At 56.2% G+C, this 13,649-nt stretch carries 11 protein-coding genes; 8 read left to right on the forward strand and 3 right to left on the reverse strand.

All coding sequences use genetic code 11. The features are described from left to right. Positions 1–60: 60 nt before the first annotated feature. A complete protein-coding gene (pdxJ, locus tag DK872_RS06530) occupies positions 61–792 on the forward strand; it encodes a pyridoxine 5'-phosphate synthase (RefSeq protein ID WP_161518161.1) in 732 nt (243 codons plus the stop codon). Further along, positions 792–1,172, forward strand: coding sequence for a holo-ACP synthase (acpS, locus tag DK872_RS06535; RefSeq protein WP_007370780.1), 381 nt, complete (start codon positions 792–794; stop codon positions 1,170–1,172). The genes pdxJ and acpS overlap by 1 nt, the downstream gene beginning before the upstream one ends. On the opposite strand, the gene DK872_RS06540 is transcribed toward acpS, so the two are convergent. Both DK872_RS06540 and DK872_RS06545 read right to left on the reverse strand, forming a co-directional pair. Then, positions 1,169–1,429, reverse strand: a complete 261-nt coding sequence (locus DK872_RS06540) for a YfhL family 4Fe-4S dicluster ferredoxin (RefSeq protein WP_007370781.1) — start codon at positions 1,427–1,429, stop codon at positions 1,169–1,171. The two genes, acpS and DK872_RS06540, sit on opposite strands and share 4 nt — an antisense overlap. Positions 1,430–1,485: 56 nt before the next feature. Beyond that, entirely contained in the window at positions 1,486–2,334 is an 849-nt protein-coding gene (locus DK872_RS06545) for a MurR/RpiR family transcriptional regulator (protein WP_007370782.1), read from the reverse strand. Positions 2,335–2,619: 285 nt separating this feature from the next. On the opposite strand from DK872_RS06545, the gene yfhb reads away from it, so the two are divergent. Together yfhb and tadA are read left to right on the forward strand one after the other, a co-directional pair. Then, a complete protein-coding gene (gene yfhb / locus DK872_RS06550; protein ID WP_035888209.1) occupies positions 2,620–3,255 on the forward strand; it encodes a phosphatidylglycerophosphatase C in 636 nt (211 codons plus the stop codon). Between the two features lie 58 nt (positions 3,256–3,313). Further along, positions 3,314–3,832: a tRNA adenosine(34) deaminase TadA gene (gene tadA / locus DK872_RS06555; protein ID WP_007370784.1), complete on the forward strand. Its 519-nt coding sequence runs from the start codon at positions 3,314–3,316 to the stop codon at positions 3,830–3,832. Between the two features lie 39 nt (positions 3,833–3,871). On the opposite strand, the gene mltF is transcribed toward tadA, so the two are convergent. Then, positions 3,872–5,431: a membrane-bound lytic murein transglycosylase MltF gene (gene mltF, locus DK872_RS06560; RefSeq protein ID WP_090396295.1), complete on the reverse strand. Its 1,560-nt coding sequence runs from the start codon at positions 5,429–5,431 to the stop codon at positions 3,872–3,874. Positions 5,432–5,699: 268 nt separating this feature from the next. Between mltF and purL the strand changes: the two genes are divergently transcribed. From purL to glrR, 4 genes are all read left to right on the forward strand, one after another. Continuing rightward, positions 5,700–9,587, forward strand: a complete 3,888-nt coding sequence (gene purL, locus DK872_RS06565; protein WP_161518162.1) for a phosphoribosylformylglycinamidine synthase — start codon at positions 5,700–5,702, stop codon at positions 9,585–9,587. 534 nt (positions 9,588–10,121) lie between these two features. Next, positions 10,122–11,555, forward strand: coding sequence for a two component system sensor histidine kinase QseE/GlrK (gene qseE, locus DK872_RS06570; RefSeq protein ID WP_202625974.1), 1,434 nt, complete (start codon positions 10,122–10,124; stop codon positions 11,553–11,555). After that, on the forward strand, positions 11,555–12,292 hold the full coding sequence (gene qseG / locus DK872_RS06575; RefSeq protein ID WP_071921192.1) for a two-component system QseEF-associated lipoprotein QseG: 738 nt from the start codon (positions 11,555–11,557) through the stop codon (positions 12,290–12,292). Before qseE ends, qseG begins: the two co-directional genes overlap by 1 nt. Further along, positions 12,289–13,626, forward strand: coding sequence for a two-component system response regulator GlrR (gene glrR / locus DK872_RS06580; protein WP_007370790.1), 1,338 nt, complete (start codon positions 12,289–12,291; stop codon positions 13,624–13,626). Before qseG ends, glrR begins: the two co-directional genes overlap by 4 nt. Positions 13,627–13,649 lie beyond the last annotated feature (23 nt).

Consider the following 13,649-nt stretch of genomic DNA (forward strand, 5'->3'; position numbering starts at 1 on the left):
AAATTACAGGCCAGGCGGGGCGAAGACCGCGCCGGAACCCATAAAAATACGAGGATTGTCATGGCTGAATTACTGTTAGGCGTCAATATTGATCACATTGCCACACTGCGTAATGCGCGCGGGACCGCATACCCGGATCCGGTACAGGCGGCGTTTATTGCCGAGCAGGCGGGTGCTGATGGCATCACCGTGCATCTGCGTGAGGATCGCCGTCACATTACCGACCGCGACGTGCGCATTTTGCGCCAGACCCTGCACACGCGTATGAATCTGGAAATGGCGGTCACCGAAGAGATGCTGGCGCTCGCCTGTGAAACTAAACCGCACTTCTGCTGCCTGGTGCCGGAAAAACGCCAGGAAGTCACCACTGAAGGCGGGCTGGACGTTGCCGGTCAACGCGAGAAAATGCGTGATGCCTGCCAGCGCCTGGCGGCTGCGGGTATCCTTGTTTCGCTGTTTATCGATGCTGATGATGAACAGATCAAAGCCGCCGCTGAGGTTGGCGCGCCCTATATTGAGATCCACACCGGCTGCTATGCCGATGCCAAAACCGATGCGGAACAGGCAAAAGAACTTGAACGCATTGCCAAAGCGGCAACCTATGCTGCGAGCCTGGGGCTGAAAGTGAATGCTGGTCACGGTTTGACGTACCACAATGTGAAAGCGATTGCTGCACTGCCGGAGATGCACGAGCTGAATATCGGCCATGCGATTATCGGCCGCGCGGTAATGAGCGGTCTGAAAGAGGCGGTGGCCGAAATGAAACGCCTGATGCTGGAAGCGCGCGGCTAATGGCGATTCTGGGAATTGGTACGGATATCGTTGAGATAGCCCGCATCGAAGCGGTGATCGCCCGTAGCGGCGATCGCCTTGCCAGACGGGTGCTGAGCGCGAATGAGTGGGAAATCTATCAGGCGCATCAGCAGCCGGTTCGCTTCCTGGCAAAACGCTTTGCTGTGAAAGAAGCAGCAGCGAAAGCATTGGGCACGGGGATCCGCAACGGGCTGGCATTTAATCAGTTCGAAGTCTTTAATGACGAACTGGGCAAACCGAGCCTGCGTTTATGGGAAGAGGCGCAGCGTATGGCGGAAAGAATGGGCGTACGCAGTATGCACGTGACGCTGGCGGATGAGCGCCACTACGCTTGCGCGACGGTGATTATCGAGAACTAGATTTTATCGGCGTGGTGCATCAGGACAAACTTGTCCCACAGTTGTTCTTCGCTTTCCACATGCGCGGGATCTTTGAGGATCGTATTGGGGATCGGGCACACTTTCTGGCAGGTCGGGGTTTCATAGTGCCCGACACATTCAGTGCAACGGTCGCTGTTAATTTCATAAATGCTGTCGCCCATCGAAATCGCCTCGTTCGGGCATTCCGGTTCGCACATATCGCAATTGATGCATTTTTTGGTAATTAACAGCGCCATCAGGAAAATCTCAGAAACATCACGAACAGGGCGGGCATTATACGATCATTCCCTGTTCAAACCAGTTTTTTTACCAGCTCCTCGCTGTGGCGAATACGCTCCGGCGCATGCTCCAGATCCTGCTGCACCAGCGCCATAAACAGTAAATCCGTCAGCATCATTTGCGCGCTGGTGGAGGAGATCGCCGCGCTGCGCGTCGCCTGCTCTTCGGCAATGGTATAGAGGCAATGCGTCGCGCGTTGTTGCAGCGCGTTAGGCGTAAAACCGGTAATCGCCAGAACTTTACCGCCCACGCGCAGCGTCTCATCTACGGCCATATTGATCTCCCGCCGTTCACCGGTATAGGAAACTGGCAGCAGTAGATCGCCTGGCTCCATGGCCTGTACGGTCGCCAGCAGGGCGTGCATATCCTGCTCGACGACGGCGTTAATGCCGATTTTCATCAGCTTCCAGCCGAAGTTGCGTGCAACCAGCCCGGATGCGCCAATCCCCGTCAGGATAATGCGCCGCGCGTCGCGCAGCAGGCGTACACTTTCCAGCAGCTTCTCTTCGCTGTTGACATCCAGCGAGGCATGCATGGCGCTTTGATACTCATTGATCAGCTTTTCCCCAACGACCCGCAGTGGATCGTCGCCGCGAATTTTGTTATGCACCGGAATCGAGTAGGGGTTCGGATTGCTGGCCAGCGCTTCGCTGATCGCCAGCTTCATCGCCGGGAAACCTTTAAAATCCATCTTCTGCGCGAATTTCACCACGCTCGACTGGCTGACGCCCGCTTCGGCTGCCAGCTGTTGTGAGCTTAAATGGCGTGCGCGATCGGGGTTTTCCAGCAGAAATTCCGCCAGTTTTTTATCGCTCTGCGCCAGGCCAGGGTAACGCTGGCGAATGCGGATCAAACAGTTCATAACGTCTCCGGGAGGTATCATCAGCCGCTGTGGCCGCACCCGGCTAAGCGGGCGAAAGAATTTAATATTCCATTAATAGCATATAATTATGAATTAAAAATTCTATTGATACAAAATATCAATGACCAGCTTTTGACCAGGATCAGGCCGATCACAGCGCGTGGATGAGATATCGTCATTGTGGCCGTTACCGGAAATGTGAGGTTCTATCTGTTAGGCTATGAAAGAGCGATCGCCATAACCGGAGGCTGGCGGTCAGGGATAAACCAGGCAGAGGGATAACATTTGGCTACCACTGAGCGCCGCGTCGTTTTTTTTGACCTTGATGGCACACTGCATCAGCAGGATATGTTCGGGACATTTCTGCGCTATTTACTGCGCCATCACCCGCTTAATGCCTTACTGGTATTGCCGCTGTTGCCGGTGATTATCGGCGGATTATTGATCAGAGGGCGTGCCGCGCGCTGGCCGATGAGCTTGCTGCTGTGGGGATGCACGTTTGGTCACAGCGAGCGCCATTTGCTGGCGCTCCAGCAGAAATTTGTCGCCTGGTTTCGCGGGCACGTAACGGCATTTCCGGTTGTCCAGGCAAGGCTGACCAACTACCTTGCGGCAGCCGATGCGGATATCTGGCTGATTACCGGTTCGCCGCAGCCGCTGGTGGAGCAGGTCTATTTTGATACCCCCTGGCTGCCGCGCGTGAATCTGATTGCCAGCCAAATCAAACGGCGTAACGGCGGCTGGGTGTTAACAATGCGCTGCCTTGGCCATGAAAAGGTTGCGCAGTTAGAGCGTAAAATCGGCACGCCGCTGCGCCTGTACAGCGGCTACAGCGATAGCAAGCAGGATAACCCGCTACTTTATTTCTGCCAGCACCGCTGGCGCGTTACGCCGCGCGGTGAGCTGCAACAACTGGAGTAGTGCCTGACCGGAGCGCTGTGTATAATGCGCCCCGCCTGAATCACTGGAGTACTTCCCTTTGTCCAACCCTGAACTGAATCACGAGTACTGGATGCGCTATGCGCTGACGCTGGCAAAGCGAGCCTGGGATGAGGGCGAAGTCCCCGTTGGCGCGGTACTGGTTTATAACGACCAGGTGATCGGCGAAGGCTGGAACCGGCCGATTGGCCGCCACGATCCGACCGCCCATGCTGAAATCATGGCGCTACGCCAGGGCGGGCTGGTGCTGCAAAATTATCGTCTGATCGATACTACGTTATATGTCACGCTGGAGCCGTGCGTGATGTGCGCCGGTGCCATGGTGCATAGCCGCATCGGGCGGCTGGTGTTTGGCGCGCGCGATGCCAAAACGGGCGCGGCGGGATCGCTGCTGGATGTACTGCATCATCCGGGTATGAATCACCGGATTGAAATGGAAGAGGGTGTGTTGCGCGACGAGTGTGCGGCTATGCTGAGCGACTTTTTCCGCCAGCGCCGGATAGAGAAAAAAGCGCTGAAGAAATCGCCGCCGGACTCGCCAAATCTCCAGGCCGGATAAGGCGAAGCTGCCGTCCGGCAATTCACGCCGACCGAAAAACTAGCGATTGACTTTAAGCGGATTTTTTACCAGCGCTTCGGGCACCAGTAACGGGTTACGCGGGAAGGCATCGTTGGCCGTCAGCGCGCTGAAGGGCATCACGCCGTAATCCGGGCGATTAAGTTCATCTGTCGAAACTGCCGGATAACTCTGCGCCAGTTGCAGGGCTTTGGCGGCTACTTTCTCTTTTTCCAGCAGATAACCCACCAGGCTAATTTCGTACTTACGAATATTTTCCACATAAGCATAAGCTTCATGACCACGGGCGTAACCGTAAGTCAGCTTACTGTAATAAGGTTTCTGGCTCAGCAGCGGCAGCCGCTGTTTGACGTCGGCCCAGCTATCGGGATTGCCTTTGGTTTTCGCCGTCAGCGCGCGGGCATCAAGCATATGCGCGTAACCCATATTGTAGGCCGCCAGCGCAAACCAGATTTTCTCATCCTGCGGCACGCTATCCGGCACTTTGCTCATCATATCCAGCAGATAACGGGCGCCGCCGCTGATGCTTTGTTCAGCATCGGTACGATCGCTTAAGCCAAGGCTCTGCGCCGTGTTTTTGGTCAGCATCATCAGGCCGCGCACGCCGGTGGGCGAGGTGGCCTGCGAATCCCAGTGCGACTCCTGGTAAGAAATGGCCGCCAGCAACCGCCAGTCGATCTCCTGCGCGTATTTTTCAAAGATCGGCTGAAGATCGGGCAATACGCTGTCCACTGCGCGCAGGAAAGTGCGCGTATCCACATAGTCAAAATCGTCGCCGTGGCCGAGGTATTTCTCTTCCAGCCGGGCGAGCGTGCCGTCTTCATTCATGTTGTTGAAGAAGTCGAGCATCGCCGCTGACAGCGTATTATCGTCGTCACGCTTGCTGAACCAGGTCACTGGCTGTTCATCGGTGATATCCAGCGCGACGGCCAGTTCCGGATGAACGCGCTGGAACAGGCTGATTGCCACTGAATCGGCCACGGTATAACTCAGTTTGCCCTCGACAACCTGTTCTAACAGTGCTGTCGTGCCCAGTTTTTCGTCCACTTTCCAGCTTAAATCCGGGTACTTTTTCTCTTTAAGTTCGCGCAGATCATCCAGTGCAACGTGGCCGGGGGCGATGGTTAATTGATCGGCGGTGATCGATTGCAGCGAGCGCGGACGATAGCCGCCAACCCGATAAACCAGTTGCTGCGAAACCGAGTAGTAGACCGGGCCGGTCTGGTAGTTTTTGATTCGTTCGCTGTTATAGACAAGGCCAGCAGCAAGCATATCGGCGTCATCATTATCGAGATCGTCGAAAAGCTGGCTGATGTTCTGCCGTACGGTCACTTTCAGTTTGACGCCGAGGTAATCGGCAAAATGCTGTGCCAGATCGTAATCCAGCCCGGAGGTTTTCCCGTCAATGACGGCATAGCTCAGCGGACTGGAAAGCGTACTGATGCGCAATTCCCCGCGTGCTTTGATCGCCGCGATGCGATTGTCGGCTTTACCGAACCAGGGAATGGAAGGCCACAGGGCCGCTGCCAGCAGCAGGGTGACAATGCCGATGAGCAGATAATTAATCTTAAATTTTTTCAATTAGTTAATTCTCTGCGCAGTGCTTTGCTTCAGAATATTTTTTACCGTGGTAACAACAGGGTTTGTCGGTGATTGAGCGGCATTTTGCGCAACAAAACGCCAGTTGGCAACTAATTAGAGCAGTCGGCGACAGCTATTGTTAAAAAATCAGACGTGGTTTATTTCGACGCAAACGGTTTCGTCGCCGCGCACTATTCTCTATAATGACGCCCGTTTTCCCCCTGGTGCACACTTAAAGCGTCCCTGACGCTTCGAAGACGAGAGACTTATGATGGAAATTCTGCGTGGTTCGCCTGCATTGTCCGCTTTCCGTATCAACAAACTGCTGGCGCGTTTTCAGGCGGCCAACCTCCCGGTCAGTAATATTTATGCCGAGTATGCCCACTTTGCCGATCTGAATGAGAGCCTTACTGACGAAGAGTACGCACGGCTCCAGCGCCTGCTGAAATACGGCCCGAGCCTTGGCAGCCATACGCCGACCGGAAAATTACTGCTCGTCACGCCTCGTCCTGGCACCATCTCTCCCTGGTCTTCCAAAGCGACCGATATCGCCCACAACTGCGGACTGAATAAAATCAATCGCCTTGAGCGCGGCGTGGCGTATTACGTTGACGCGGCGGGTCTGAGCGATGCCCAGTGGAATGAGGTCGCCGCCGAACTGCATGACCGCATGATGGAGAGTGTGTTCACCTCGCAGGCGGACGCTGCGCGTCTGTTTGAGCACCATCAACCGGCACCGGTGCAGAGCGTTGATCTGCTTGGCGAAGGCCGCCAGGCGCTGATCGACGCGAACCTGCGTCTTGGCCTGGCGCTGGCGGAAGACGAAATTGATTACCTGCAGGATGCGTTCACCCGTCTGGGGCGTAACCCGAACGACATCGAGCTCTATATGTTTGCCCAGGCGAACTCCGAGCACTGTCGCCACAAAATTTTCAACGCCGACTGGGTGATTGATGGCAAGCAGCAGCCGAAGTCGCTGTTCAAAATGATTAAAAACACCTTCGAGCAAACGCCGGACTTCGTGCTGTCAGCCTACAAAGACAACGCGGCGGTCATGGAAGGTTCGGAAGTGGGGCGCTTCTTCGCCGATCGCGGGGAAGGCCGTTACGATTTCCATCAGGAACCGGCACATATTCTGATGAAAGTGGAAACCCATAACCACCCGACGGCGATTTCACCGTGGCCAGGGGCGGCGACCGGTTCCGGCGGCGAAATCCGCGATGAAGGTGCGACCGGTCGCGGCGCGAAACCGAAAGCCGGGCTGGTGGGCTTCTCCGTTTCCAATCTGCGCATCCCGGGCTTTGAACAGCCGTGGGAAGAGGATTTTGGTAAGCCAGAGCGTATCGTTACTGCGCTGGATATTATGACCGACGGCCCGCTGGGCGGCGCAGCGTTCAATAACGAATTTGGTCGTCCGGCGCTGAATGGTTACTTCCGTACCTATGAAGAGAAAGTAAACAGCCACAACGGCGAAGAGCTGCGCGGCTATCACAAACCGATCATGCTGGCAGGCGGGATCGGTAACATCCGCGCGGATCACGTACAGAAAGGCGAGATCACCGTTGGCGCGAAACTGATCGTGCTGGGTGGCCCGGCGATGAACATCGGTCTCGGCGGCGGCGCGGCGTCTTCTATGGCCTCCGGCCAGTCTGATGCGGATCTCGATTTTGCCTCCGTACAGCGTGATAACCCGGAGATGGAGCGTCGTTGCCAGGAAGTGATCGACCGCTGCTGGCAGCTGGGCGATGCCAACCCGATCCTCTTTATTCATGATGTTGGCGCGGGCGGTCTGTCGAACGCCATGCCGGAGCTGGTGAGCGATGGCGGTCGCGGTGGTCGTTTCGAACTGCGCGATATCCTCAGTGATGAGCCGGGCATGAGCCCGCTGGAAATCTGGTGTAACGAATCGCAGGAGCGCTATGTGCTGGCGGTTGCCGCCGATCAACTGGCGCTGTTTGACGAGCTTTGCCGCCGCGAACGCGCGCCGTACGCGGTAATCGGTGAAGCCACCGAAGCGCAGCACCTGACGCTGAATGACAAGCACTTTAACAACCAGCCGATCGACATGCCGCTGGATGTGCTGCTGGGTAAAACGCCGAAAATGACGCGTGACGTAGAAACCCGTCAGGCGACCGGCGATGCCTTCAATACGCAAAGCATCTCTGTGGCTGATGCGGTAAACCGCGTGCTGCATCTGCCGACCGTGGCGGAAAAAACCTTCCTCGTCACCATTGGCGACCGTACGGTGACCGGTATGGTTTCCCGCGATCAGATGGTTGGCCCGTGGCAGGTACCGGTTGCTAACTGCGCGGTCACTACTGCCAGCCTTGACAGCTACTACGGCGAAGCGATGGCGCTGGGCGAACGTGCGCCGGTTGCGCTGCTCGACTTTGCTGCTTCCGCTCGCCTGGCGGTGGGTGAAGCATTAACCAATATTGCGGCGACGCAGATTGGCGATATTAAACGTATCAAACTCTCCGCCAACTGGATGGCGGCAGCCGGTCACCCGGGTGAAGACGCGGGCCTGTATGCGGCGGTAAAAGCCGTTGGTGAAGAGCTTTGCCCGGCGCTGGGGCTGACCATTCCGGTGGGTAAAGACTCCATGTCGATGAAAACCCGCTGGCAGGAAGGCAGCGAGCAGCGCGAGATGACCTCGCCGTTGTCGCTGGTGATCACTGCCTTTGCCCGCGTGGAAGATGTGCGCCACACGGTGACGCCGCAGCTTTCAACGGAAGATAACGCCTTGCTGCTGATCGATCTCGGTAACGGCAACAACGCGCTGGGCGCGACGGCGCTGGCGCAGGTTTACCGTCAACTGGGCGACAAACCTGCGGATGTGCGTAACGTTGAGCAATTAAAAGGCTTCTATGATGCGATTCAGGCGCTGGTGGCCGATCGTAAACTGCTGGCTTATCACGACCGTTCCGATGGCGGTTTGCTGGTCACGCTGGCTGAAATGGCCTTTACCGGCCACTGCGGCGTGAATGCTGACATTGCGGCGCTGGGCAGCGATCGTCTGGCCTCGCTGTTTAACGAAGAGCTGGGCGCGGTGATTCAGGTACGTGCCGTCGATCGTGAGGCGGTGGAAAGCGTACTGGCGGCCTACGGTCTGGGTGACAATGTTCATTATCTCGGCCGTGCCGTTTCCGGTGACCGCTTTGTTATCGAGGCGAACGGCCAGCCGGTGTTCAGCGAAAGCCGAACCACGCTGCGTATGTGGTGGGCAGAAACCACCTGGCAGATGCAGCGCCTGCGCGACAACCCGGAATGTGCGGATCAGGAGCATGACGCGAAAGCGAATGACGCCGATCCGGGCCTGAACGTAAAACTGTCGTTCGATATCAATGCCGATATCGCTGCGCCGTTTATTGCTACCGGCGCGCGTCCGAAAGTGGCGGTGCTGCGCGAGCAGGGCGTTAACTCCCATGTGGAAATGGCGGCCGCTTTCCACCGTGCCGGGTTTGATGCTATCGACGTGCATATGAGCGATCTGCTGGCCGGGCGCAGTGGACTGGAAAACTTCCACGCGCTGGTAGCGTGCGGTGGCTTCTCTTACGGTGACGTATTGGGCGCGGGCGAAGGCTGGGCGAAGTCGATTTTATTCAACGACCGCGTACGCGATGAGTTTGAAACCTTTTTCCATCGTCCGCAGACGCTGGCGCTGGGCGTATGTAACGGCTGCCAGATGATGTCTAACCTGCGTGAGCTGATCCCGGGTAGCGAACTGTGGCCGCGCTTTGTGCGTAACCACTCCGATCGCTTTGAAGCGCGCTTCAGCCTGGTTGAAGTGACGCAAAGCCCGTCGCTGCTGCTGGCCGGCATGGTCGGTTCGCAAATGCCGATCGCGGTTTCTCACGGTGAAGGCCGTGTCGAAGTGCGTGACGCGGCGCATCTGGCTCAGCTTGAGAGCAAAGGGCTGGTGGCGCTGCGTTATGTCGATAACTTCGGCAAAGTGACGGAAACCTACCCGGCTAACCCGAACGGTTCGCCGAACGGTATTACGGCGGTAACCAGCGAAAGCGGTCGCGTAACCATCATGATGCCGCACCCGGAGCGCGTGTTCCGTACGGTCTCCAACTCCTGGCACCCGGAAAACTGGGGCGAGGACAGCCCGTGGATGCGCATCTTCCGCAACGCCCGTAAACAATTGGGTTAATCGGCTGTTGCAGACAAGCCCTCTTCCTTCGGGAAGGGGGCTTTTTTTTGCCCGCTCAACTGTCGGTATTTCCCGACAACAGATATTCCTTACTGTCTCTAAAAGGCGACATTTAATCTATTGATTATTAATAAGTTATTTTCGGTGATGAATGGGTGTTGCTAATTAGCGACAGGTTGGTGAAATGATAAACATTTTTGTTTTACCGGCAGGTGATAAAAATTCATTAATAATCAATATATTAAAATAATGATTTATACATTGGCATAATACATGCATAATAACAGGCAGTGGCTCATTCACCTTCTTATGTCAGCCCCTTCGGGACGCGCTACATAAACTCAGAATGACGCACTTAAAGGTGCCTGCCGTCCAACTGCTGATCATTGCGTAGCTTTATCAGATATCGGGCGAAACGTCGAGTTAGGCACCGCCTAATTTTTAAACAAAGCCGGGTTAAAGCCCGGCTTTGTTGTTTCTGGCATTTACTAAATCAGTTAGCATTCCGGTATCTTTTTCTGTGAGAGTACTGCATTGAAACGCTGGCCTGTTTTTCCCCGCTCGCTGCGCCAACTGGTCATGATGGCGTTCCTGCTGATTTTATTACCGCTGCTGGTTCTGGCCTGGCAGGCGTGGCAAAGCCTGAATGCGCTTAGCGCGCAGGCGCTGCAAACCAACCGCACCACGTTGATTGACGCACGTCGCAGCGAAGCGATGACCAATGCGGCGCTCGAAATGGAGCGCAGCTACCGCCAGTATTGCGTGCTGGATGATGCAACGCTGGCGCGGGTTTACCAGAATCAGCGTAAACGCTACAGCGAAATGCTTGATGCGCATGCTGGCGTGCTGCCGGATGACAAACTCTACCAGGCGTTACGCCAGGATCTCAGCGATCTTGCCCAGTTGCAGTGTAAAAACAGCGGCCCGTCGGCAGCGGCTTCCGCGCAGCTTGAAGCCTTTGCCGCCGCCAATACGGATATGGTGCAATCCACCCGCGCAGTGGTGTTCTCGCGCGGGCAGCAACTGCAACTGGAGATCGCTGAACGCGGGCAATTTTTCGGCTGGCAGGCGCTGGTGCTGTTCCTGGTAAGCCTTGGCCTGGTACTGTTGTTTACCCGCATGATCATCGGCCCGGTGAAGGGAATCGAACGCATGATCAACCGGCTGGGAGAAGGGCGATCTCTGGGCCATTCCGTGGTGTTTAAAGGGCCGCGTGAACTGCGTTATGTGGGCGAACGCATTATCTGGCTCAGCGAAAGGCTGGCCTGGCTGGAATCCCAGCGTCATCAATTTTTACGCCATCTCTCCCATGAACTTAAAACGCCGCTCGCCAGCATGCGCGAAGGGACGGAACTGCTTGCTGATGAAGTGGTTGGGCCGCTGACGGCAGAGCAGAAAGAGGTGGTGGAGATCCTCGATGCCAGCAGTCGCAATCTGCAAAAGCTGATTGAACAACTGCTCGATTACAACCGCAAACTGGCGGATGGCGCGGTCGAACTGGAACAGGTGGAGCTGGAACCGTTGATTGATATGGTGATCTCCGCTCACAGTTTGCCAGCGCGAGCTAAAATGATGCATACCGAGATCGCGCTGGATGCGGCAAGCTGCCTGGCCGAACCGATGCTGTTGATGAGCGTGCTGGATAATCTTTACTCCAACGCGGTGCACTATGGTGCTGAATCCGGTACCATTTATCTGCGCAGTTTTACAGCCGGTAACCGGCTTTGTATTGAGGTGGCAAATACCGGTACGCCGATCCCTGAAAGCGAACGAGAGATGATTTTTGAACCTTTCTTCCAGGGAAGCCACCAAAGGAAAGGGGCGGTGAAAGGAAGCGGGTTAGGGTTAAGTATCGCCAGAGATTGCCTCCGCCGTATGCAGGGTGAACTGCATCTGGTGGCGGACGGCAAAGCCGATGTCTGTTTCCGTATTGAGTTACCGCTTAATACGCCGGAAAAATCCATTTAATGAATCTATATCTGGTGAGTATGTCGCATCTCTTTTCCCGCGTGGTTAACGCGGTTACACAGCAAAACGTCTGGCTTCGTGCGCTTCCCTGTCTGTTACTGGCGGGCTGCGTGGCGCAGAAGCCGCAAAGCGCTATTCATGACGACCAGGAAGTGAGACTCCCCGATCATCAACTGGCGGATTTTCTGGCAACGGACTGTGAGGATATCTGGTCGTTATCGGGACCGGACGTTGACAATAACCCACTCTACTGGCTGCGCAGTATGGATTGCGCCCAGCGTTTAGCGCCAGCGGCAGCGCGTGCAGAAGCGCGTTCATGGTCTGATGAAAGCTGGCAGGCCACTTTCCGACGCGGTATTTTGCTCTCCAGCGCGAAGATTTCGCCGCTGGAACGTCGGGAATATAACGACAAGCTGGACGCCTTAAGCCCGGTTATCCCGGCGCAGGTTCGTCCGATCTTCCAGCTCTGGCGCGACGGCGAAGCCTCGAAATTGCAGCTCGCCGATGAGCGCAGCCGCTACGGTAAACTTCAGCAATCCACCGACAGCGAGCTGGACAGCCTGCGACAGCAACAACAGTTCCTGCGCGAGCAACTGGAAACGACCACGCGCAAACTGGAAACCCTCACTGATATTGAGCGCCGCCTTTCCACGCGTAGCAAACCTGCTGCTACCGATCTGCCCGATAATGTTCACACGCCGAAAACGGATGCGACTCAGGAGGATGTGAAACCATGACCAGCCGTAAACCTGCCCACTTGTTGTTAGTGGATGACGATCCTGGATTGCTGAAACTGCTGGGGTTGCGCCTCACCAGCGAAGGCTACAGCGTTGTCACCGCAGAAAGCGGACAGGAAGGGTTGCGCATTCTCGCGAGGGAAAAGGTCGATTTAGTGATCAGCGATTTGCGCATGGATGAGATGGATGGCATGCAGCTTTTTGCTGAAATCCAGCGTGTGCAGCCGGGAATGCCGGTGATTATCCTGACGGCGCACGGTTCGATCCCTGATGCCGTGGCCGCCACCCAGCAGGGCGTTTTCAGTTTCCTGACCAAGCCGGTGGATAAAGATGCGCTGTATAAAGCCATCGATGATGCGCTGGAACATAGCGGTTCCGCCAGCGACGATCGGTGGCACGAAACCATTGTCACCCGCAGCCCGCTAATGCTGCGTCTGCTTGAGCAGGCGCGTATGGTGGCGCAATCGGATGTGAGCGTGCTGATTAACGGCCAGAGCGGAACCGGCAAAGAGGTGCTGGCGCAGGCGATCCACAATGCCAGCCCGCGTAGCAAAAGCGCGTTTATCGCCATTAACTGTGGCGCGCTGCCGGAGCAGTTGCTGGAGTCAGAGCTGTTTGGCCACGCGCGCGGCGCGTTCACCGGCGCGGTCAGTAGCCGTGAAGGTCTGTTCCAGGCCGCAGAGGGCGGTACGCTGTTTCTTGATGAGATTGGCGATATGCCGATCCCGTTACAGGTCAAGCTGTTACGTGTGTTGCAGGAGCGCAAAGTGCGTCCGCTCGGCAGCAACCGCGATATTGATATTAATGTACGCATTATTTCGGCGACGCACCGTGATTTGCCGAAAGCGATGGCGCGCGGTGAATTCCGCGAAGATCTCTACTATCGCCTGAATGTGGTAAGCCTCAAGCTGCCAGCGCTGGCCGAGCGTGCGGAAGATATTCCTCTACTGGCTAATCACCTGCTGCGCCAGGCGGCGGATCGGCATAAACCCTTTGTGCGCGCCTTTTCTACCGATGCGATGAAGCGCTTAATGACCGCCTCCTGGCCTGGTAACGTGCGCCAGTTGGTGAACGTGATTGAGCAATGCGTGGCGCTGACCTCATCGCCGGTGATCAGCGACGCGCTGGTCGAGCAGGCGCTGGAAGGTGAAAACACCGCGCTGCCGACCTTTGTTGAAGCGCGCAACCAGTTTGAACTCAACTACCTGCGCAAGCTGCTGCAAATCACCAAAGGTAATGTGACACATGCTGCCCGTATGGCGGGGCGCAACCGCACCGAATTCTACAAATTGCTCTCCCGGCATGAGCTGGACGCCAATGACTTTAAAGAGTAATGGCGAAATGATTATGCTACTGT

Origin of the sequence: Kosakonia sp. MH5, assembly GCF_009935945.1 — a bacterium.
Taxonomy (GTDB): domain Bacteria; phylum Pseudomonadota; class Gammaproteobacteria; order Enterobacterales; family Enterobacteriaceae; genus Kosakonia; species Kosakonia radicincitans.